This window comes from Dorea sp. YH-dor226 (genome assembly GCF_039832105.1).
Taxonomy (GTDB): Bacteria; Bacillota; Clostridia; order Lachnospirales; family Lachnospiraceae; genus Dorea_A.
The window spans coordinates 45,678-66,696 of record NZ_JBDOHS010000014.1 but is presented as its reverse complement, the minus strand read 5'-3'; the positions used below and the strand labels follow the sequence as shown (position 1 = coordinate 66,696).

Sequence of the window (21,019 nt, the reverse complement as noted above, 5' to 3'; positions counted from 1 at the left end):
TAGCAATAGCTACATCAATCACTATATCAAAGTTGGTCAGCATCCGAAATGCGTGGTCAGTTCTATTGAAAGGGCTGGTCAGCCGTTAATGAAACAAGCGGTCAGTTCAGCCGAAATTTGCACACGGCGCGGCTATGATGTGACAGGTGTCGATATCACTTCGGAATACATAGAATATGCCACAGCGCAAGCACAAGCTGAAAATCTGAGAGCCAGTTTTATCTGCTCGGATATTCGTGAGGTGAATTTTATCAACCAATTTGATGTTGTACTGAATATGGCAGATGGTGCGATCGGATATCTAGAGAATGAAGAAGAGAATCTGAAAATTTTCCGTGTTGTATCCAAAGCACTGAAACCGGGTGGAAAGCATTTTATGGATATAATGAATGGGAGTTACGCCGAGAATCACTTTCCGTGCAAGTTATGGGATGAGGGAGAAAGGTGTCTTACATTATCCAATTTTGAATGGGATCAAAAGAAAAAGATTTTGATCTATGGGCAGATTGACTATCCTTACGGCGAGGTGCTTTATAAGCCGGAAATGCGGGAAGGCAATCCGATAAGATTATATACGCTTAAGGAAATAGAAGATATTTTTGCGGGGCTTGGAATGAACGTATATGACTGTTATGCGGATTTTGCAGGTACACCGTCATCAGATAACCATATTCAACTAATGGTTTGTTCTAAAAAGCAATAAAGTTGCAAAAGAGTATTTTTGAAGAAAAAAATAGATCCAGAACCAATATACTTAAAAGGTATTATAATACCTTTATTATATGTATTTCCATTTTTCTTGAAAGAATGTTAAATTATAATCAGAAAGAGGAACAAGAAAACATTTTAAAGAAAAAGGAGATGTCGATTATGTTGAAGAAATTAGAAGCATTTTTAGCAGAGTATTATGAGAGCTTTCACTTGGGGTAATTGCTATGATTAAAATTGAAGTTTTTGATGTAAATAGGTAAGGAGAAAGTAAAATTGAATAAGCAAACGTCGTGTAACGGCCCAGACTTTGTATAGTATACGATCAAGTTATTGTATTTATGTATTGTCTGGGCTGTTTTTTGTGCATATAAGGTATTGTCAATGTAGAACAATGCTATAAAACAGACACATTCTTCTGCAAAATATGCCTTTCGGGAAGATAGAATCGATTGTATAATATTAAATATAAAGATCGGTTGAATGAGAACAAGAAAGAAAAAGAGGGGGAATGAAAAGATGAACATTGCAAATGTCATTACATTGTTTCGGATTGCGGGAACGGTATTACTTGTGATTTTGCATCCGCTTTCTGCAGGTTTCTTTACCATATATACGTCGACAGGGCTGACGGATGTGTTAGACGGGTGGATTGCCCGGAAAATGAATACAGTCAGTGATTTTGGCGCGCGGCTGGATAGTATCGCGGACTTGTTGTTTTATGGGGCAATGCTGTTTCGGTTATTTCCGGTTCTTTGGGGCACACTTCCCAGAGATATCTGGTACGCAGTGGCAGTTATTGTAATTGTACGGATATCGTCATACCTAATCGCGGCGGTAAAATATCGCCAGTTTGCGTCTTTACATACATATTTGAATAAACTGACAGGTTTGATGGTATTCTTGATTCCGTTTATGCTTGCTACTGTATATGCTACTGTTTATTGCAGGCTCACCTGTGTCGTGGCGATCGTAGCGGCTTTGGAGGAACTGGTGATTCATCTTCACAGGAAAAGTATTTTCCCTGCGGAAAAACCAGGTGATCGGCAGTCTTAATGGAAGTGATATATATACCTAAAAGGTATTGTTACACATCTATTATATATATTTCCATTTTTCTCTAAAGAATGTTAAATTATAATCAGAAAGAGGAACAAGAAAAACATTCAGAGAAAAAGGAGATGTTGATTATGTTGAAGAAGTTAGAAGCACTCTTAGAAGAGTATTATGAGAGCTTTCACCTGGGGTAATTGCATTAATTAGAATTGAAATATTTGATGTAAACAGATAAGGAGAAAGTAAAATTGAATAAGCCAATGTCGTGTAACAGTCCAGGCAATGCATAATACATAACAGAGTTATAGTATTTATGTAGTGTCTGGACTGTTTGAATTATTATAATTCTTTAAACTTCGGAATCTCGATGACTTTACCTCCGGCAAGTGCAGACTGATGCGCACAGATTCCGAGCCCGGTCCAGTATGCTCCGAGAATATCATCAACGATCGGCTTACGGTTCTCGATGATAGATCGTACAAATTCATGCACCATATGTGGGTGGGAGCCACCGTGTCCGCCGCCCTGTTTGAAGGAAAGATGCATATTTTCATCGTTGTAGATGGTTTCGGTTGTAAATCCTGCAATTTCTTCCGGAAGACGATAACCGTAATCAGGAACCTGAATGCGCTGCTCGATGATCTCGCTTCCGCGGTTGAATCGTTCCGGATCGGAATCCAGATCAATTATATCCTGCTGCAGCTCTCCGGTCCGGGTATACAGAACCGGGGGTTCATCTGCCAGCTGCTGCCATTCAAAGCTCTTATTTTCACCATATACACGAAAGCATTCAGAATAACTCCGTGCAACGCCATATAAAAAACGCTCAACTTCAATCGTAACGTCACTGTCTTCCAGAGAAACCATGGCTGCTTCAAATGCATAAGGACAGCCGTATTTTTCTTTTAAACTGTCGCGCACTTTGCCGGAACCTCTGGCATATACTGCAGAAGGATATTGGCCAAGCAGCATGAGGCACGGTCCGATCGCATGTGTCGGATGCATCAGTGGCGGATAACCCTCCCAGTAGGATGGCCATCCTTCCATATCCTGATAATGGGCACAGCTCATATACTGGATTTTTCCCAACTCGCCCTTTTTATACAGATCCTGCACATAGAAGAATTCTCTTCCAAATACAGTGGTTTCCAGGAACATATATTGCTTTCCGGACTTTTTCCTGGCTTCAATGACGGCATACAGTTCTTCTAAGGACATTCCCATTGGAATGGTACACCCGCAGTGTTTTCCGGCATTCAGTGCACGTATGGATAATTCTGCGTGTGTTGCAGGCGGGGTGACGATATGGATGGCGTCTACTTCCGGATCATCCAGCATGGGCTGAATGTCTGTAAAGCATTCGTCTTCGCGGAATCCGAATTTTTCCTGTGCAATCTTAAGAAGTCTCTCATCAGTATCGGCAATGACGACGGACGCAACATCCGGATGTTTTTTATAGATTGCGACAAATTCCATACCGAAACTGATACCGACAACACCGATTTTTAGTTTTTTACTCATAGATAGTCTTTCTCCTTTTTGATATTTTTTTTGGTTAAGAAAGTGCCCGGCGTTTCGCCAGTTCTTTCTGAACTTTTGGCATAATGGAATCCAGCCTGAAGAACCGGATCAGCAGAATGATTGCGATACACAGGACAATGGGGATCCAGATGAAACTGATCTGGATACTCCTTAGCGCAGATGCAGTCTGCTTCTGATTGGCAACATATCCGCCTGCTTTGAGAAGATGCCCCAGAATGGAACTGCTGGCTCCCATGGCTGTATTGGAGAGCAGACCGGAGCATGCAGTGATCATACCGGCAATGTTTTTGCCGCTTGTGTATTCACAGTAATCTATGACATCCGGGCAGATTGTAAAGAAAGTTGCCTGGATCAGATACATGCCGCAGCCGGTGATGACGAGTCCACACATCAGGAGAGGAAGGATGTCGCCCGAGACGAATATAAGCAGGGTTCCGGCGATATAGATGGCTGCTCCGGTAATTACGGAATTGCGCTTTCCGATTTTGCCTGTAATATATGGAAGCAAAAGCAGTACAGGAAGACCGGAAAAGGTTCCCAGAAGGCCGATGGTCGGAATCAGTTCTACTCTTTCCAGATTGTAGGTAAAGTAATAGATGATCGAGGTGCTCCGGATATTGAACATGGAAAAATAGCAGAATCCAAGCAAAAACATGACCAGACACTGAGAATTCAGAGACCGGAAATCCTTTCGAATGGAAGAGTTTTCGCCCTTGGAAGCGGGGCGGATTACCTCTTCTGTATTTTTAAATGTAACAAAGAAAAGGAATGCAGCTGTCACAGCATAGATGGATACCGTGATCAGATATCCCTTTCTGGAATTTCCATTTCCAAAGTAATGTACCAGAGGTGTCGTAAAAGTTGTAATAATGGTAGCAGCAATCATGGAAAAGATCATACGGGCAGTGACCAGCACCGTGCGTTCTTTCGAATCTGATGTCAGAGTCGGAAGAATTGAGGTGAGCGGAATATTCACAAGCGCATAGATGAAGCTCAGAAGCACATATGACAAAAAGGCATAGATGATTCGACTGCTTCCTTCAAGAGGGGGAGCGCAGAAAACTGCAATGGTGACAAGACCAAGCGGTATGGCTCCAAATAAGAAATACGGTCTGTTGCGTCCCCATCGGGTATTGGTACGGTCGATGATCAGACCTGCCAGGATATCCAGAAATCCTTCTATTATCTTTGTAAGGAACATCATCGTTCCTGCGACTGCGGCACTGATTCCGAAGACATCTGTGTAGAAGATCATCAGATAAGATGCTATCATTGAAAAAATTAATGTACATGCAAGGTCGGCAACTCCGTAGCCAATTCGCATTCTCCATTTTCCCATTTCCAATTATCCTCCTGTTAATATCAAATAAACTGATTCTGTTCTTATTGTAGCAGGAGAATGCCTGAAAGTATTCCCTTCTATTGACTGAAAATTGTCATATTTTGTCCGGATACATGAAAAAAAGCCCTGTAAAACTAAGTTTTATGGGCTTTTTGATATTGCTTTGGTGTTGTGTGGTATTGTTTCCTGAAGTATTGTATAAATGATTTTACATTGGCAAAACCGTTGTTGAAGGCAATTTCTGTCATTGTATTTTCTGTGTTCATCAGTTCATCCCGGGCTTTCTGTACACGATACAGAGCCAGACATTCGGAGAAATTGATGCCGGTAAGCTGCTTGAACTTTCTGGAGAAATATGCCGGAGACATGTTTGCCTGATCTGCAATCTGTGTAAGTGATATCTGTTGAGAATAGTTTTCTTCCATATAAGTGATGGCGTTTTGTATCTGTATTGCTTTCCGGGTGCTTTCGTAGTCGTAATAATATGGATTTTCTTCCAGACAATGCTCGAGTAACAGATATCCGGTCTCTAAAAGCAACGCACTGATCTTCATCTCATAATACGGCTTTTTTGCGGCATAGAGATCTGCAATCTGCAGTACTCGACTGCGTATTTCGGGAAGAATGTCTGCCCGGCCGGTCAGAGAAAACTGATACTTCGGAAAATCAGGGCAATATCTGGTGAAAAAATCATAATCCCATTGAATCGTAATTAATCTGATCGGTACGGATTCGTCGGGGGTATCTCCGGAATGTATTTTTCTGCTGTTGATGACACACATGTCACCGGAAGTCAATATGGATGGTCTTCCATCGACGATGGAGAGGGAAGTACCGGACAGTATGAGGTTGAGTTCTATATCCTTGTGCCAGTGGGGAGGAACACGGAAGTTATCACCGGACAGCGTCTGCGGCAGGATTTTCGCCGAAAGATTGTTGTGGTGAACAATCTCTTCCATTTTTACAGGCTGTATCATAACAAAATATACCTCTCTTTCTGTAAGTTACCTGATCTGACAAAACACATGTGTATATTATAGCATTGCGATGAGTAATTTTTGTGTAAAATGTTAAGAAAAATACATATTTGTTAAAAAAATAATGTAAATACATATGTCTTGTCACATGTAAATAACAGTGATATAATAGGGAAAGTTTGAGTTAAGAGGAGAAAAGATTATGGATATTGTTGATCGGATTAAAAAATTAAAAAAAGAGAAAAATGCAGTGATTCTGGCACATTATTATGTGAGACCGGAGGTACAGGATATCGCAGATTATATCGGAGATTCTTTTTATCTCAGCAAAGTGGCTGTCAGTCTGAAGGAACAGACAATCGTATTCTGCGGCGTGGAATTCATGGGTGAAAGCGCCAAGACTCTGAATCCGGAAAAGACGGTGCTGATGCCGGATCTTGGAGCAGACTGTCCGATGGCACATATGGCGAATGCAGAGACGATACAGAAGATGCGGGATACTTATGAGGATCTGGCAGTTGTATGTTACATTAATTCTACTTCAGATCTGAAACAGTATTCTGATGTGTGTGTAACTTCCGCCAATGCAGTCAAGATTGTAAAGGCACTTCCGAATAAGAATATATTCTTTATTCCGGACAGAAACCTGGCACATTACATAGCAGGACAGGTTCCGGAGAAGAATTTTGTATATAACGAAGGCTTCTGCCCTACACATGAAAGAATAGAGGCTGAAGACGTTCTGAAAGTAAAAGCAGAGCATCCGGAAGCAAAGATACTGTCACATCCGGAGTGCAGAGGTGAGATTCTGGAGATCTCTGATTATATCGGAAGCACATCCGGAATCATCAAGTATGCAACAGAGAGTGAAGATCAGGAATTCATCATCTGTACAGAGGAAGGAGTTTCATACAAATTACATAAAGATAATCCGGATAAGAAGTTTTATTTCCCGGAGTCTGTTCCGACATGTCCGAATATGAAGAAAAACTCATTAGAAAAGATTCTGCATGTTCTTGAAACCGGCGACAATGAGATTCTTGTCACAGAAGAGCTTCGAGAAGCATCCAAAAAGCCTCTTGAGCGGATGCTGGAACTTGCAAAATAGAATCTTTCCGGAGCCTGGAGGGTAGATATATGATAATAGATACAGACATTGTTGTTGTAGGAAGCGGAGTCGGTGGGCTGTTCAGTGCATTGAATCTGCCGGGAGACCAGAAGATTGTACTGATTACGAAGTCTGATCTTGAGAGCAGCGATTCGTTTCTGGCACAGGGAGGAATCTGCGTACTCAGAGATGAAGAAGATTATGACAGCTATTTTGAAGATACAATGAAGGCAGGACACTATGAAAACCGGAAAGAATCTGTAGATATCATGATTCGAAGTTCGCGTGATATTATCAAAGATCTGGTTGCTTATGGTGTGGAATTCGAAAAGAAAGATGGAGAGTTTGCCTATACAAGAGAAGGAGCGCATTCAAAACCGAGAATCCTGTTCCATGAGGATGTGACCGGAAAAGAGATTACAAGTAAGCTCCTTGCACAGGTGAAAAAACTTGATAATGTAGAGTTGTATGAATATACAACGATGACGGATATCATAGAAGAAGAAGGAAAATGTACTGGTATCATTGCCACATGCGGACAGGAAATACTGGAGATTCATGCCAGAGATACCATTCTTGCAAGCGGCGGAATTGGCGGAAGATATCAGCATTCTACGAATTTCCCTCATCTGACGGGAGACGCACTCGATATTGCCAAAAAACATGGTGTTCGACTGGAACATCTGGACTATGTGCAGATACATCCGACGACACTGTACTCGAAAAAATCGGGAAGAAGATTTTTAATCTCCGAATCCGTACGCGGGGAGGGAGCCGTGTTATACAATAAGAATAAAGAGCGATTTGTGAATGAACTGCTTCCGCGGGATGTTGTGACAGAAGCAATCCGAGAACAGATGAAAAAAGATGGAACTGACTATGTATGGCTTTCGATGGAAAATATACCGAAAGAAAAGATATTAAATCATTTCCCGAATATTTATCAGCATTGTCTGGAAGAAGGTTATGATGTGACAAAGGAATGTATACCGGTCGTGCCGGCGCAGCACTACTTTATGGGTGGCATCTGGGTGGATTCTGACAGCAGAACATCCATGGAGCATCTGTATGCAGTGGGGGAGACCAGCTGCAACGGCGTACATGGAAAAAACCGGCTGGCAAGCAATTCCCTGCTGGAAAGTCTGGTGTTTGCGAAAAGAGCGGCTTCTAAAATCCAGAGGGATCGTGTAATATAAAAACAGAATCGCAATATGGCAAAAAGGAGAAAAACTTATGAATACAATCACAATGAAATTACAGGCAGATCATCTGATCATGGAAGCGCTGAGAGAAGATATTTCCAGTGAGGATGTAACAACGAATGCAGTGATGAAAGAAGCGGTTCCGGGAGAAGTAGATCTGATCTGCAAGCAGGATGGAATTATTGCCGGGCTTTTGGTGTTTCAGAGAGTATTTGAGCTTCTGGATGAAAATGTAGAAACAGAATTTTACTGTAAAGATGGAGATATGGTTTCCAGCGGACAGTTGATGGGGAAGGTAAGAGGTGATATCAGAGTTCTGTTGTCAGGAGAAAGGGTTGCTCTTAATTATCTGCAGAGAATGAGCGGAATTGCGACATATACGCATTCAGTTGCAAGTCTGCTGGAAGGAAGTAATACAAAGCTTCTGGATACGAGAAAGACAACTCCGAATATGCGGATATTTGAAAAATATGCAGTACGCGTCGGTGGCGGTTATAACCATCGCTATAATCTGTCCGACGGAGTTCTGTTGAAGGATAATCATATCGGAGCAGCGGGCAGTGTGACAAAAGCAGTGCAGATGGCGAAAGAATATGCTCCGTTTGTCCGGAAGATAGAAGTGGAAGTTGAGAATCTTGAGATGGTAAAAGAAGCGGTAGAAGCAGGTGCCGATATCATTATGCTGGATAATATGTCGGCAGAAGAGATGCAGGAAGCTATACGGCTGATTGATGGAAGAGCAGAGACGGAATGTTCCGGCAATGTGACCAGAGAGAATATCGGCAGACTTACTTCTCTTGGCGTAGACTATATTTCCAGTGGGGCATTGACACATTCTGCACCAATTATTGATATTTCTTTAAAGAATCTTCAAGTTGTATTATAATAGAAGAATCAGGAAATATATGGAGGTGACGACGGAAGAATGACGGGTACAGACAGAAGAAAACAGATTGTTCAGCAGATAAAGGATAGCCAGGTGCCGGTCTCGGGAACGAAGCTTGCCTCTGCCTATGGTGTAAGCCGTCAGGTAATCGTACAGGATATAGCATTGATCCGTGCTGCAGGTTATGATATTATCTCTACCAATCGCGGTTATATTCTGAATACAGTAAAATCAGTCAGCAGAACGTTTAAGGTACATCATACAGACGAACAGCTGGAAGAGGAACTGAATGCGATCGTTGATCTGGGCGGCTGCGTGGAAAATGTCATGATACATCACAGGGTATATGGTACGATGGAAGCTGAACTCGGCGTGAATTCGAGGAGAAAGACAGCGGAATTTATGGAAGATATCCGACGGGGAAAGTCCAGTCCGCTAAAAAACATCACATCGAATTATCATTATCATCGTGTGAGTGCAGACAGTGAAGAGACGCTGGATATGATCGAAGAGGAACTGAAAAAAAGAGGATTTCTTGTGGCAACAACACCGGAGACTGTATAATGTCATATGGGGACTGCAGTAATGAAGTTACGGCAGTCCCTTTCCTGTGCTTAAGATCCGGTACCGAACAATGTCCGAGAACTGTTTGGTCAGCATATTGAAAACGGTAACAATGAAAATTACAGCTTGAAAAATCAATGTGGAACAACTAGAATAGATATATTAGGTTAAAATAAAAGGAAGGATTATAAATATATGGAAATGTTGATAGATGTGTTGATTGATACTTGCCTGGACTGCCTGAAAATGCTTCCTTTTTTATTTGCGGCATTTTTGATGATTGAAGCATTGGAGCATTATTCCGGAGATTTTTCTGCAAAGCTGCTTGCAAAGGTGGGAAAAGCAGGCCCTGTGGCCGGAGCAGTCGTTGGCTGTGTTCCACAGTGCGGCTTTTCTGTGATGGCAGCGAATCTGTATGCGGGAGGAATTATCTCTGTCGGAACTTTGTTGTCTGTATTTGTGGCAACTTCTGATGAAGCGATACTGATCATACTCGGAAAGCCGGAGTATGCAGGGAAAGTGGGTGTTCTTCTGGTGACAAAGGTCGTGATTGCCATTGTGGCAGGATATGTGGCGGATCTGTTTCTGAAAGACAGAATATCCATACCAAAAGCAAACGGCAATCTGTGCCATGACTGCGGCTGTCACAGAGAACATGCGGGGATTGTAAAGCCTGCATGGAATCATACAGTGAAAATGACTGTATATCTTCTGGTATTTACGGGAATATTAAATCTGTGTATCGAATTAATCGGAATTGACCGGTTATCGACATTGCTGCTTGGAGATACGATATTTCAGCCAATGATTGCTGCTGTGATCGGACTGATCCCCAATTGTGCGGCCTCGGTGATTCTTACACAGTTGTATCTGAGCGGTGCCATCTCATTTGCATCGGTGATTGCCGGACTCTGTACAGGGGCAGGAATCGGACTGGTGGTATTGTTCCGCATGAATCATAATAAAAGTGAAAATTTTAAAATCCTGGGAGTATTATACGTCACGGCAGTGATAGCTGGTATGATACTTGAACTGATTTCGTGAAAAACTTGACAGGAAGACGTAAAAAGAATATGATTGGATGAAGGAGAGCAAAGCGGCGGAGATGTCTGTAAGAGATATTCTGCCGTTTTTTCTATAGACAGCTTATGTCATATGATCAAAGGAGGAAAGAAGATATGACAACAAATAAAAGTAAAGTGGTAATTGTCGGATGTGGTCTGGTTGGATCATCTACTGCTTTCAGTCTGCTGACACAGGGAGTCTGTGATGAGATTATGATGGTAGATATCAATCAGGAAAAAGCATTGGGAGAAGTGCTGGATCTCAAGGACTGTGTGGAGTACCTGAACAGAAATACCAAGGTATATCAGGGAAATTACGAGGATTGTGGGGATGCGGATATTATTGTGATTACAGCAGGAGCACCTCCAAGACAGGGACAGTCACGGCTGGATACGCTGGAAGCATCTGCAAAGATTACCAGGTCGATCGTAAAGCCGATTATGGAAAGCGGGTTTGACGGTATTTTTCTGATCATATCGAATCCGGTGGATATTATCGCACATTATGTACAGATATTATCCGGACTTCCCAAGAATCAGGTGATCGGTACAGGCACTGCATTGGATTCTGCACGTCTGAAGAACTTTATTGCAGAACTGATCCACGTGGATCCGAGAAGTGTGTATGCATTTTCCATGGGTGAACACGGGGATTCACAGATGGTGCCATGGTCTGCAGTAACGGTGGCGGGCAAACCATTTTATGATATTATTCGTGATAACCCGGAGCTCGTCGGAGACGTGGATCTGGACAGTCTGGTCATGAAAACGGCACAGGAGGGCTGGGAGATTCTCAACAGAAAGGGAACTACCTATTATGGAGTTGCAACGACTGCTGTCGGTGTGATCAAGGCGATTCTCCATAATGAGAACCGTATTATTCCGGTATCCACACTGCTGGAAGGAGAGTACGGAGAGAAGGATGTATACTGTGGAGTTCCGGTTGTTCTGAACAGAACAGGAGCGTCTGATGTGCTGGAGATTCATATGACGGGCCAGGAGCTGACCAGATTTAAAGAATCTGCAAAGGTCATTCGGGAATATACGCATAAAATTATGGAATTTTAGCTTATAATTGCATTTTCCAGATATTGTGATATAATAGTCAAGTCTAGGTGACGAAGCTTAGGACAATGAGGAGGAATTATAATGGCTACAAAAAAAGCAACATCAGTAACCCCGAAAACCGAAACTGTAAAGGAAACAGCAACAAAAGCAGAGACTGTAAAAGTATCAGCAAAAGCAGAGACGGCAAAGACTCCTGCAACAGAAGCAGCAACAGAGGATAAGGCACCTGAGAAGAAAGCACCTGCAAAGAAAGCAACAACTACAAAAAAGACAACGACGAAAGCAGCAACTGCTAAAAAACCTGCAGCAAAGAAGAATGCAGCAAAGAAAGAAATGAAAGTAAGTGCTGTTGTTCAGTACGGAGGAAAAGAAGTCGAAGAAAAGGATATCATTGCCAGAGTGAAAAAGGCATGGACAGCTTCCGGAAAGAAAGTTGGAGATATCAAGACGATGGATTTATACATAAAGCCGGAAGAAACGACTGTTTATTATGTAATTAACGGTACAGAGACGGGATCAGTTGAGTTCTAGGGAAACATGTATGGAGAGGGGCTGTTGCGGTGACAGCCTCTTTTTGGTATCTGAAAGGGATTTTTTCAGGATTCTCTTTACGATTGAATATCTGACTGATATAATAAAATAGGTTTTTTATATGCGTATCGTTATTGACAAGAATTGAAGGAGATTAGAAACAATGAACGAAATGATGAACATGCTGGATATGCTGAAGGATATGGACGGATCAGCAGATGCGATACTTGAGGGAGCGTCTCAGATTGTTACGGGAGCTGCGGTCGTCACGATTGTGATTGGACTCGTGATTGCGATTTTCGGATTGAAGATCGTCCGGGTGCTTGCCGCATTGATTGGTCTTGTGCTCGGGGCAGGGATCGGAATCGCCGCAGGCGTAGTGGCGGGGCTGAATGGAACGGCAATGATTGGTGTTACTGCTGCGGGAGCTCTTATTCTGTGTATACTGGCTGCTGTTTTGAAAAAGTTCGGCGTCTTTTTAGTGACCTTTTTTTATAGTATGGGAACAATGAGCCTTCTGATTCGGTCAACGAATCTGATCGTCATTATCATCTGTCTGGCAGTATCGATTATTCTTGCTGTTCTGGCTGTGCTTTTTACGGATCTGATTGTAATATTGATTACCGGAATTACCGGCGGAACGGAAGCAGGTATGGCCCTTCCTGTTCTGTTCGGAATGAGCAATACGGTTTGGATCGGATATGCGCTCAGTGCAGCACTCGCTGTGATCGGCTGGATGATTCAGACAATGATGCATTCCAGAAAGGTCGGAAAGAAAGAAAAGATATATTCCAGAAAAGTCAGAGATCAGGAATCCATGGAATCTGAAGTGGAAAAAGCGAGAATGGTTCTTGATGAAGATATGGAAGATTCAGAGGATGAAGACGATTAAAAAGTATTGTGGATAATAGGAAAATGAGTCCATTTTATGACACACCTCTTCTGCTATAGTAATCACTATGGAAGGAGAGGTGTATTTTATGTCAGAAAAGATGAAAATGGTTGTTGCTATTACAGGAATTGCAGTTCAGATGATGTTGATGCTGCTGTATAGTTTTTCGGAGATTGAAGTGCCGGGATATCTTTATATGATTGTATGGATTATGTGTGCGGTTTTTGTGAAAAGGTCTGTTAATAATGGAAAAATAATCTAATTAACAGTATTCTGGCTTAGTTGTATTTTGAACAGGATGTGCTATAATATTGTTAAGATTATTGTGAAGGAGGCTTACTTATGAAACTGGATATGCATTGTCACGTGCGGGAAGGATCTGTTGACAGCAAGGTAAGCTTGGACGAGTATATCATGATCTTAAAGGAAAAAGGATTTGACGGAATGTTGATCACGGATCATGATACGTATCATGGATATCGTCATTGGAAGAATCACATGAAGGGAAAGATGCACGAAGATTTTGTTGTGCTCAAAGGCATCGAGTATGATACTCTGGATGCCGGGCATATTATCTGTATCATGCCGGAGGGTGTGAAGATGAGACTTCTGGAATTAAAAGGTCTGCCGGTCAGTGTACTGATTGATTTTGTGCATCGCCATGGTGGAATTCTGGGACCGGCACATCCCTGTGGAGAAAAGTATCTGAGTTTTACGAATACAAACAGATTCTACAAATCTCCGGAGTTGATCAAACGTTTTGATTTTATCGAAGCATTTAATGCGTGTGAATCGGAAGCCTCAAATGACGGAGCAATGAAACTTGCAAAAAAATATAAAAAACCGGGAATCGGAGGAAGCGATGCACACAAACAGGACTGTGTGGGAATGGGATATACAATTCTTCCGGAACGCGTCACCTGTGAGACCGAGCTGATCTCCCTGATCCGAAGTAAGGCACAGATTGAAACGGGCGGTGCTCTCTATGGCAAGACGGTTAAAGATAAGATGGGAGCAGCACATAAGATTCTGACATACTCATTCTGGTTTTATAACAGAGGAGGGGCGCTTCTCAAGAAACACAGCAGAACGGAGAAAGGGAAAATTGAGAATCCGATTGATCCGATCGATCCGATCGAGATCCCATATCTGCACAATATAAGAAGACAGAAAATGCATGCAGATATGTAAATAAAGGAAAGGTGAAATGGTGGTGAAGAAATTCATCACCATTCTTTGTTGCACCAATATATTTATCTGTGTTAAAATACAGCGTAAGACCAGACATATAAGGAGGAATAATTGTTATGGGAATGACAATGACGCAGAAAATACTGGCAGCACATGCCGGCCTGGAATCTGTAACCGCAGGACAGCTGATTGAAGCAAAGCTGGACGTGGTTATGGCAAATGATATCACAGGACCAATGGCACTGCCTATTTTCAGAAAAATGGCAGATTCCGTATTTGATAAAGATAAAGTGGTTCTTGTACCGGATCATTTTACCCCGAATAAGGACATTAAATCAGCAGAAAATTCAAAAGCAATTCGTGAGTTTGCCAGAGAACAGGGACTGTCCTGGTATTTTGAACAGGGCAAATCAGGAGTAGAGCATGCAATTCTTCCGGAGGCGGGAGTTGTAGCCGCCGGCGAATGTATTATCGGTGCGGATTCGCATACATGTACATATGGAGCTCTTGGATCGTTTTCCACAGGTGTGGGTACAACGGATATTGCAACCGGAATGGCAACCGGAGAACTGTGGTTCAAGGTTCCGGGAGCAATTAAGTTTGTGCTGACCGGGAAACCGGGACCATACGTAAGTGGTAAAGATATTATCATTCATATTATCGGTAAGATCGGTGTAGACGGAGCACTGTACAAATCTATGGAGTTTACAGGAGAGGGTATTGCAAGCCTTTCTATGGATGACAGATTTACAATGGCTAATATGGCAATTGAAGCCGGAGCCAAGAACGGTATCTTCCCGGTGGATGAAAAGACAGAAAGCTATCTGAAAGAGCATACAAAGAAATCTTATCAGGTATTCGAAGCAGATGAAGATGCAGAATATGATGAAGTTGTTGAGATCGATCTTTCTGAAGTACGTCCGACAGTGGCGTTCCCACATCTTCCGGGCAACGCAAAGACGATTGATGAGATCGAAGCAATGGAGCCGATCAAGATCGATCAGGTAGTGATCGGATCCTGTACAAACGGAAGAATGGAGGATATGAGAAGAGCGGCAGCAATTCTCAAGGGACGTACCGTTCATCCGGATGTTCGTGTGATGGTGATACCTGCAACACAAAAGATCTACAAGCAGTGTATTGCAGAAGGTCTTCTGGATATCTTTGTAGATGCGGGATGTGCAGTTAATACACCAAGTTGTGGACCTTGTATGGGTGGCCACATGGGAGTTATGGCAGCAGGAGAAAAGTGTGTATCTACAACAAACCGTAATTTTGTCGGAAGAATGGGACATGTGGATTCACTGATATATCTTGCTTCCCCGGAAGTGGCAGCAGCAAGTGCGATAGCAGGATGTATTGCAAATCCAGAGAAAGTAGGTGACAGATAATGAAGGCATTGGGACACGTTTTTAAATATGGTGACAACGTTGATACGGACGTAATTATTCCTGCAAGGTATCTGAATTCTTTTGATCCGCAGGAACTTGCAAGTCATGCTATGGCAGACATTGATCCGGAATTCGTTCACAAGGTTCAGCCGGGGGATATCATTGTGGCAAATAAGAACTTTGGATGCGGGTCTTCCAGAGAACATGCGCCGCTTTGTCTTAAGACTGCCGGTGTCAGCTGCGTGATCGCTGAGACATTCGCAAGAATCTTCTACAGAAATGCAATCAACATCGGACTTCCGATCATAGAGTGTCCGGAAGCAGCAAAAGAGATTGAAGCAGGGGATGAGGTGGAGATTGATTTTGACAACGGAAAAATCTATGATAGAACCAAAGGCACCGAATACCAGGGACAGCCGTTCCCGGAATTCATGCAGAAGCTGATTGCGGCGGGAGGCCTTGTAAAGTATACAAACAGTAAGAAAAAGTAAATAAGAGGTGTTGGAATGGGTCAAGAGAGAGGTAACGCGGCAGCATTGCTGCCGATAGGAGTTTTCCTGGTAATATTTTTGGGCTCGGGCATCGTGACGGGGGATTTTTATGCGATGCCTGCAATAGTAGCATTTTTGATTGCATTGTTCATTGCCTTTTTGCAGAACAGTGAGCTGAGCTTTAATGATAAGATCAGAATTGCGGCACAGGGAGTCGGAGATGACAATATCATTACGATGTGTCTGATCTATCTGTGTGCCGGTGCATTTTCCGGAGCAGTCACGGCAGCAGGCGGAGTTGAGAGTACAGTCAATCTGGGACTTTCTGTTCTTCCGGCAGGGATTGCAGTAGTGGGACTGTTTGTGATCGGATGCTTTATCTCCGTTTCCATGGGGACATCTATGGGGACGATCGCAGCGCTGGCTCCGATTGCAGTCGGTATCAGTGAAAAGACCGGATTTGCTCTGGCAATCTGTATAGGAGCGGTTGTATGCGGCGCGATGTTTGGAGATAATCTGTCCATGATTTCAGATACGACGATCGCGGCGGTCAAGACACAGGGATGTGAAATGCGGGATAAGTTCAGAGAGAACTTTCTGATCGTGCTCCCTGCAGCGTTGATCACTATGGTGCTGTTTTTTGTACTGACAATGCATGGAGAATGCGAATTAAATGAAGAACTTACATATAATGTTCTGAGGGTCATCCCGTATCTTGTCGTTCTTGCAGGTGCACTGATCGGAATCAATGTGTTTCTGGTGCTGATCGGAGGTACAGTGCTGTCGCTGGTTATTGGAGTTGCGACCGGAAGCCTTGCGCTGGGAGAGATGTTCTCTGCAGTAGGAAACGGTGTGACCGGGATGTATGATATTACGGTGATATCTATGATCGTGGCATGTATTGTGTCACTGGTAAAGGAATATGGGGGAATTCGCTTTATTCTGAATATGATAAAAACGAGAATCAAAGGACAGCGCGGAGCTGAGATCGGAATTGCAGGTCTGTCACTTCTTGTAGATATGTGTACAGCAAACAATACGGTTGCAATCGTTATGACAGGACCGATCGCAAAGGAGATCAGTGAAGAATTTCATGTGTCTCCGAGACGATCTGCATCTTTGCTGGATATCTTCACATCGGTGGGGCAGGGGCTGATTCCATATGGAGCACAGCTTCTGTCAGCGGCGGGTCTTACCGGACTTACTCCGTTTCAGATTATGCCGTATCTGTTCTATCCTGTGTTGATGGCGATCAGTGCCGTGCTTTTCATTCTGTTTCGAAAAGCAGATTAAAGTAAGTATGGAAGGAAGAAAAGAGAATGAATCTACATTATAAAAGTACAAGAAATTCCAATCTCAGAGTGACAGCTTCAGAAGCAATCTTAAAAGGACTTGCTCCGGACGGAGGACTTTTTGTTCCGGAAAAACTTCCGGTGCTGGATGTTTCTATGGAAGAACTGAAGGGAATGACGTACCAGGAGACGGCATATACCGTAATGAAGCAGTTTCTGACAGATTTTACGGAGGAAGAGTTGAGAAACTGTATCACCAGGGCATATGACAGTAAGTTTGATACAAAAGAGATTGCGCCACTGGTAAAAGTAGACAATACCTATTATCTGGAATTATTCCATGGTGCAACGATTGCGTTTAAGGATATGGCACTTTCGATTCTGCCACATCTCATGACGACATCTGCGAAGAAGAATCAGGTGCAGAATAAGATTGTGATCCTTACTGCAACCTCCGGAGATACAGGCAAGGCTGCACTCGCCGGATTTGCGGATGTGGAAGGAACCAGAATCATCGTATTCTATCCGAAAAACGGTGTCAGCAGAGTGCAGGAGCTCCAGATGGTCACTCAGAAGGGAAATAATGTAGATGTTGTGGCAATCCATGGCAATTTTGATCATGCACAGAGCGGTGTGAAAGCGATGTTTGAAGATTCGGAGCTGGCGAAGAAGCTGGAAGATAATGGTTATCAGTTTTCTTCTGCTAATTCCATTAATATCGGACGCCTTGTTCCACAGGTCGTATATTACGTATATGCATATGCAAAACTTCTGGAAAATGAAGAGATTCAGCTAGGAGAGAAGATCAATGTTGTTGTTCCGACAGGAAACTTCGGAAATATTCTTGCGGCCTATTATGCAAAGCAGATGGGAGTGCCGATCGATAAGCTTGTATGTGCATCCAATGAGAATAAAGTTCTGTTTGATTTCTTCCAGACCGGAACTTATGACAGAAATCGTGAGTTCGTACTTACTTCTTCTCCGTCTATGGATATTCTCATCTCCAGCAATCTGGAACGTCTGATCTATCTGATATCAGGAGAAGATGATCAGAAGACAAAGCAGATGATGGAAGATCTGAAGTGCAGAGGTGTATATGAGATAACGGATGATATGAAGGCACGAATGAATGATTTTGTGTCAGGATATGCAACGGAAGCAGAATGTGCTCAGAATATCAGGGAAGTATACAATAAGACCGGATATGTGATCGATACACACACTGCGGTGGCATCTTATGTATGCGGGAAATATCAGGAAAACTCACTGGATTCCAAAAAGAGTGTGGTTGCATCTACTGCAAGTCCGTATAAGTTTGTAAAAAGTGTTCTGACGGCAATCGATGAAAAGTATGCAGATATGGATGAACTGGATCTCTTGAAAGTATTGGAGACTGTGTCCGGTGTAGAGATGCCACAGGCAATTCAGGATATTCTGAATGCAAATGTTCTGCATACCCTGGAATGCGAGAAGGATAATATGCGCGAGACAGTGGAGAAGATTTTAAATATATAAGAATATTTATGTTAATTATAAATAAATTTCATAATTGGAAAAACAAAAAATGCAGGATTAATTGATTAATCCTGCATTTTTTGTAAAAGTGAAAACGAATTTTTAGGAAAAGAGAAAAATAAATGAATAATAAAGGATATAAACTTTCGCGAAAGAGATTGTTAAAGTGTTGACTTTTTTGTAGAAAAATGCGATAATGGAACAAATGTCGTTGTTGCGGGACATGGGATAGGATGAACAGCTCCGACGACGCTCAAATTTATAGAAAAGAGGTTAAACAAAGATGGCGAAAATCGATTTAAGTAAGTACGGCATTTCAGGAACTACAGAGATTGTACACAACCCTTCTTATGAATTATTATTTGAGGAAGAGACACAGGCAGGTCTTGAAGGATTTGAAAAAGGACAGGTCAGCGAGCTTGGAGCAGTGAACGTAATGACAGGCGTATATACCGGACGTTCTCCAAAAGATAAATTCATCGTTATGGATGAAAACTCCAAAGATACTGTATGGTGGACTTCTGATGAGTACAAGAACGATAACCATCCGGCTTCTGAAGAGACATGGGCAGCAGTAAAGGATATTGCAGTAAAAGAGCTTTGCGATAAGAAGCTTTATGTAGTAGATGCTTTCTGTGGAGCGAATAAGGATACACGCATGGCGATCCGTTTCATCATGGAAGTTGCATGGCAGGCTCATTTTGTTGAGAACATGTTCATTATGCCTACCGCAGAAGAACTTGAGAGTTTTGAGCCAGATTTTGTTGTTTATAATGCTTCAAAAGCAAAAGTTGAAAATTATAAAGAATTAGGACTGAATTCAGAGACTGCAGTTGTGTTCAATATCACAAGTCGTGAACAGGTTATCATTAATACATGGTACGGCGGAGAGATGAAGAAAGGTATGTTCTCCATGATGAACTATTACCTTCCGCTGAAAGGAATTGCATCTATGCACTGTTCAGCAAATACAGATATGAACGGAGAGAACACAGCAATCTTCTTCGGTCTGTCCGGAACTGGTAAGACAACACTTTCTACAGATCCAAAGCGTCTTCTGATCGGTGATGATGAGCACGGATGGGATGACAATGGAGTATTTAACTTTGAAGGTGGATGCTACGCAAAAGTAATTAACCTGGACAAAGAATCTGAACCGGATATCTACAATGCGATCAGACGTAATGCGCTTCTTGAGAACGTAACACTTGACGCTGACGGAAAGATTGACTTTGCAGACAAGAGCGTAACAGAAAATACACGTGTTTCTTACCCGATTGATCATATTGAAAAGATTGTACGTCCGGTATCTTCCGCTCCGGCTGCTCAGAATGTAATCTTCCTGTCTGCAGACGCTTTCGGAGTACTTCCACCGGTATCTGTACTGACACCAGAGCAGACACAGTATTACTTCCTGTCAGGATTTACAGCAAAGCTTGCAGGAACAGAGCGTGGAATCACAGAGCCGACACCTACTTTCTCTGCTTGCTTCGGACAGGCATTCCTGGAACTGCATCCTACAAAATATGCAGAAGAGCTTGTTAAGAGAATGGAAAAGAGTGGTGCAAAAGCATACCTTGTTAATACAGGATGGAATGGCACAGGAAAACGTATCTCTATCAAGGATACCCGTGGAATCATCGATGCAATCCTGAATGGAGATATCCTGAATGCACCTACAAAGAAGATTCCATACTTTGATTTTGAAGTACCTACAGAGCTTCCGGGCGTTGATCCTGCAATTCTGGATCCTCGCGATACTTATGCAGATGCTGCACAGTGGGAAGAGAAGGCAAAAGACCTTGCGGGAAGATTCATCAAGAACTTTGCAAAATACGAAGGAAATGAAGCCGGAAAAGCATTAGTTTCTGCTGGTCCACAGTTATAAAAAAACGCTTTTATGAGTTGTAAAATGTACGTAAATAGGTTATAATAATTTTAGTCAAAACCTGGGATGTGCGATAACTTCTGTAATTTTGAACCTACAATACTTTAAACGGGACTCCTACATCTCTGTAATATGTCAGGCCCCCGATCATGCAGGGGAAGACAAAAAAGCAGATGCGGACACCCACCTAGCTGTGGCTAGGAGTCAAAATACAGAAACCGGCATTTTGGGGATATGCAAATGATAAAGGGCAGCCGTGCGTGGCTGCCTTTTTTGCAGTATAAAACGAGTTCATAGAAGAACATATTGAA

Annotated in this window: 20 protein-coding genes and 1 other RNA gene; 18 read left to right on the top strand and 3 right to left on the bottom strand. The window is 42.6% G+C overall.

Features of this window, described 5'->3' with window-relative positions; all coding sequences use genetic code 11:
- Positions 1-52: 52 nt before the first annotated feature.
- Together ABE547_RS11615 and ABE547_RS11610 are read left to right on the top strand one after the other, a co-directional pair.
- Complete coding sequence (locus ABE547_RS11615; RefSeq protein WP_347378940.1) at positions 53-703, top strand: class I SAM-dependent methyltransferase; 651 nt, start codon at positions 53-55, stop codon at positions 701-703.
- Positions 704-1,227: 524 nt separating this feature from the next.
- A complete protein-coding gene (locus tag ABE547_RS11610) occupies positions 1,228-1,764 on the top strand; it encodes a CDP-alcohol phosphatidyltransferase family protein (protein WP_347378937.1) in 537 nt (178 codons plus the stop codon).
- 339 nt (positions 1,765-2,103) lie between these two features.
- Here the strand turns inward: ABE547_RS11610 and ABE547_RS11605 are convergent, their stop codons facing one another.
- The 3 genes from ABE547_RS11605 to ABE547_RS11595 form a co-directional block, all read right to left on the bottom strand.
- Positions 2,104-3,285, bottom strand: coding sequence for a Gfo/Idh/MocA family oxidoreductase (locus tag ABE547_RS11605; protein WP_347378936.1), 1,182 nt, complete (start codon positions 3,283-3,285; stop codon positions 2,104-2,106).
- Between the two features lie 34 nt (positions 3,286-3,319).
- A complete protein-coding gene (locus ABE547_RS11600; protein WP_347378935.1) occupies positions 3,320-4,645 on the bottom strand; it encodes a glycoside-pentoside-hexuronide (GPH):cation symporter in 1,326 nt (441 codons plus the stop codon).
- Between the two features lie 137 nt (positions 4,646-4,782).
- A complete protein-coding gene (locus ABE547_RS11595) occupies positions 4,783-5,625 on the bottom strand; it encodes an AraC family transcriptional regulator (protein WP_347378934.1) in 843 nt (280 codons plus the stop codon).
- Positions 5,626-5,827: 202 nt separating this feature from the next.
- Here ABE547_RS11595 and nadA point away from each other — a divergent pair, with 202 nt between their 5' ends.
- The 16 genes from nadA to ssrS all read left to right on the top strand — a co-directional run bounded on the left by nadA (position 5,828) and on the right by ssrS (position 20,945).
- Positions 5,828-6,733: a quinolinate synthase NadA gene (gene nadA / locus ABE547_RS11590; RefSeq protein ID WP_347378933.1), complete on the top strand. Its 906-nt coding sequence runs from the start codon at positions 5,828-5,830 to the stop codon at positions 6,731-6,733.
- 29 nt (positions 6,734-6,762) lie between these two features.
- Positions 6,763-7,929 carry an L-aspartate oxidase gene (locus tag ABE547_RS11585; RefSeq protein ID WP_347378932.1) on the top strand — a complete coding sequence of 389 codons (1,167 nt, stop codon included), beginning with the start codon at positions 6,763-6,765 and terminating at the stop codon, positions 7,927-7,929.
- A 37-nt stretch (positions 7,930-7,966) separates the two neighbouring features.
- Positions 7,967-8,821 carry a carboxylating nicotinate-nucleotide diphosphorylase gene (gene nadC, locus ABE547_RS11580; protein WP_347378931.1) on the top strand — a complete coding sequence of 285 codons (855 nt, stop codon included), beginning with the start codon at positions 7,967-7,969 and terminating at the stop codon, positions 8,819-8,821.
- Between the two features lie 39 nt (positions 8,822-8,860).
- Positions 8,861-9,385 carry a transcription repressor NadR gene (locus tag ABE547_RS11575; RefSeq protein WP_347378930.1) on the top strand — a complete coding sequence of 175 codons (525 nt, stop codon included), beginning with the start codon at positions 8,861-8,863 and terminating at the stop codon, positions 9,383-9,385.
- A gap of 195 nt (positions 9,386-9,580) precedes the next feature.
- The gene (locus tag ABE547_RS11570; RefSeq protein WP_347378929.1) at positions 9,581-10,429 is read left to right on the top strand and encodes a putative manganese transporter; all 849 of its coding nucleotides are present in this window, start codon (positions 9,581-9,583) and stop codon (positions 10,427-10,429) included.
- Between the two features lie 134 nt (positions 10,430-10,563).
- Complete coding sequence (locus ABE547_RS11565) at positions 10,564-11,517, top strand: L-lactate dehydrogenase (RefSeq protein WP_347378928.1); 954 nt, start codon at positions 10,564-10,566, stop codon at positions 11,515-11,517.
- 81 nt (positions 11,518-11,598) lie between these two features.
- Positions 11,599-12,048 (top strand): DUF6465 family protein, encoded by a 450-nt coding sequence (locus ABE547_RS11560; protein ID WP_347378927.1) that lies wholly within the window; start codon positions 11,599-11,601, stop codon positions 12,046-12,048.
- Between the two features lie 163 nt (positions 12,049-12,211).
- Positions 12,212-12,940, top strand: a complete 729-nt coding sequence (locus ABE547_RS11555) for a hypothetical protein (RefSeq protein ID WP_347378926.1) — start codon at positions 12,212-12,214, stop codon at positions 12,938-12,940.
- An 88-nt stretch (positions 12,941-13,028) separates the two neighbouring features.
- Entirely contained in the window at positions 13,029-13,202 is a 174-nt protein-coding gene (locus tag ABE547_RS11550; protein ID WP_347378925.1) for a hypothetical protein, read from the top strand.
- Positions 13,203-13,282: 80 nt separating this feature from the next.
- Complete coding sequence (locus tag ABE547_RS11545; RefSeq protein ID WP_347378924.1) at positions 13,283-14,131, top strand: PHP-associated domain-containing protein; 849 nt, start codon at positions 13,283-13,285, stop codon at positions 14,129-14,131.
- A 116-nt stretch (positions 14,132-14,247) separates the two neighbouring features.
- Positions 14,248-15,522 (top strand): 3-isopropylmalate dehydratase large subunit, encoded by a 1,275-nt coding sequence (leuC, locus tag ABE547_RS11540; RefSeq protein WP_347378923.1) that lies wholly within the window; start codon positions 14,248-14,250, stop codon positions 15,520-15,522.
- A complete protein-coding gene (gene leuD / locus ABE547_RS11535) occupies positions 15,522-16,013 on the top strand; it encodes a 3-isopropylmalate dehydratase small subunit (protein ID WP_347378922.1) in 492 nt (163 codons plus the stop codon). The genes leuC and leuD overlap by 1 nt, the downstream gene beginning before the upstream one ends.
- A 15-nt stretch (positions 16,014-16,028) precedes the next feature.
- Positions 16,029-17,306, top strand: coding sequence for a Na+/H+ antiporter NhaC family protein (locus tag ABE547_RS11530; protein ID WP_347378921.1), 1,278 nt, complete (start codon positions 16,029-16,031; stop codon positions 17,304-17,306).
- Positions 17,307-17,332: 26 nt separating this feature from the next.
- Positions 17,333-18,820, top strand: a complete 1,488-nt coding sequence (gene thrC / locus ABE547_RS11525) for a threonine synthase (RefSeq protein WP_347378920.1) — start codon at positions 17,333-17,335, stop codon at positions 18,818-18,820.
- A 283-nt stretch (positions 18,821-19,103) separates the two neighbouring features.
- Complete coding sequence (gene pckA / locus ABE547_RS11520) at positions 19,104-20,708, top strand: phosphoenolpyruvate carboxykinase (ATP) (protein ID WP_347378919.1); 1,605 nt, start codon at positions 19,104-19,106, stop codon at positions 20,706-20,708.
- A gap of 55 nt (positions 20,709-20,763) precedes the next feature.
- A non-coding RNA gene (gene ssrS, locus ABE547_RS11515) (6S RNA) lies at positions 20,764-20,945 on the top strand.
- Positions 20,946-21,019: the final 74 nt, after the last annotated feature.

Bases quoted from the DNA above. Each gene is read 5' to 3' on its own strand.
- ABE547_RS11610 (WP_347378937.1), top strand. From the start codon at position 1,228: ATGAACATTGCAAATGTCATTACATTGTTTCGGATTGCGGGAACGGTA.
- ABE547_RS11605 (WP_347378936.1), bottom strand. From the start codon at position 3,285: ATGAGTAAAAAACTAAAAATCGGTGTTGTCGGTATCAGTTTCGGTATG.
- ABE547_RS11600 (WP_347378935.1), bottom strand. From the start codon at position 4,645: ATGGGAAAATGGAGAATGCGAATTGGCTACGGAGTTGCCGACCTTGCA.
- ABE547_RS11595 (WP_347378934.1), bottom strand. From the start codon at position 5,625: ATGATACAGCCTGTAAAAATGGAAGAGATTGTTCACCACAACAATCTT.
- nadA (WP_347378933.1), top strand. From the start codon at position 5,828: ATGGATATTGTTGATCGGATTAAAAAATTAAAAAAAGAGAAAAATGCA.
- ABE547_RS11585 (WP_347378932.1), top strand. From the start codon at position 6,763: ATGATAATAGATACAGACATTGTTGTTGTAGGAAGCGGAGTCGGTGGG.
- nadC (WP_347378931.1), top strand. From the start codon at position 7,967: ATGAATACAATCACAATGAAATTACAGGCAGATCATCTGATCATGGAA.
- ABE547_RS11575 (WP_347378930.1), top strand. From the start codon at position 8,861: ATGACGGGTACAGACAGAAGAAAACAGATTGTTCAGCAGATAAAGGAT.
- ABE547_RS11570 (WP_347378929.1), top strand. From the start codon at position 9,581: ATGGAAATGTTGATAGATGTGTTGATTGATACTTGCCTGGACTGCCTG.
- ABE547_RS11565 (WP_347378928.1), top strand. From the start codon at position 10,564: ATGACAACAAATAAAAGTAAAGTGGTAATTGTCGGATGTGGTCTGGTT.
- ABE547_RS11560 (WP_347378927.1), top strand. From the start codon at position 11,599: ATGGCTACAAAAAAAGCAACATCAGTAACCCCGAAAACCGAAACTGTA.
- ABE547_RS11555 (WP_347378926.1), top strand. From the start codon at position 12,212: ATGAACGAAATGATGAACATGCTGGATATGCTGAAGGATATGGACGGA.
- ABE547_RS11550 (WP_347378925.1), top strand. From the start codon at position 13,029: ATGTCAGAAAAGATGAAAATGGTTGTTGCTATTACAGGAATTGCAGTT.
- ABE547_RS11545 (WP_347378924.1), top strand. From the start codon at position 13,283: ATGAAACTGGATATGCATTGTCACGTGCGGGAAGGATCTGTTGACAGC.
- leuC (WP_347378923.1), top strand. From the start codon at position 14,248: ATGGGAATGACAATGACGCAGAAAATACTGGCAGCACATGCCGGCCTG.
- leuD (WP_347378922.1), top strand. From the start codon at position 15,522: ATGAAGGCATTGGGACACGTTTTTAAATATGGTGACAACGTTGATACG.
- ABE547_RS11530 (WP_347378921.1), top strand. From the start codon at position 16,029: ATGGGTCAAGAGAGAGGTAACGCGGCAGCATTGCTGCCGATAGGAGTT.
- thrC (WP_347378920.1), top strand. From the start codon at position 17,333: ATGAATCTACATTATAAAAGTACAAGAAATTCCAATCTCAGAGTGACA.
- pckA (WP_347378919.1), top strand. From the start codon at position 19,104: ATGGCGAAAATCGATTTAAGTAAGTACGGCATTTCAGGAACTACAGAG.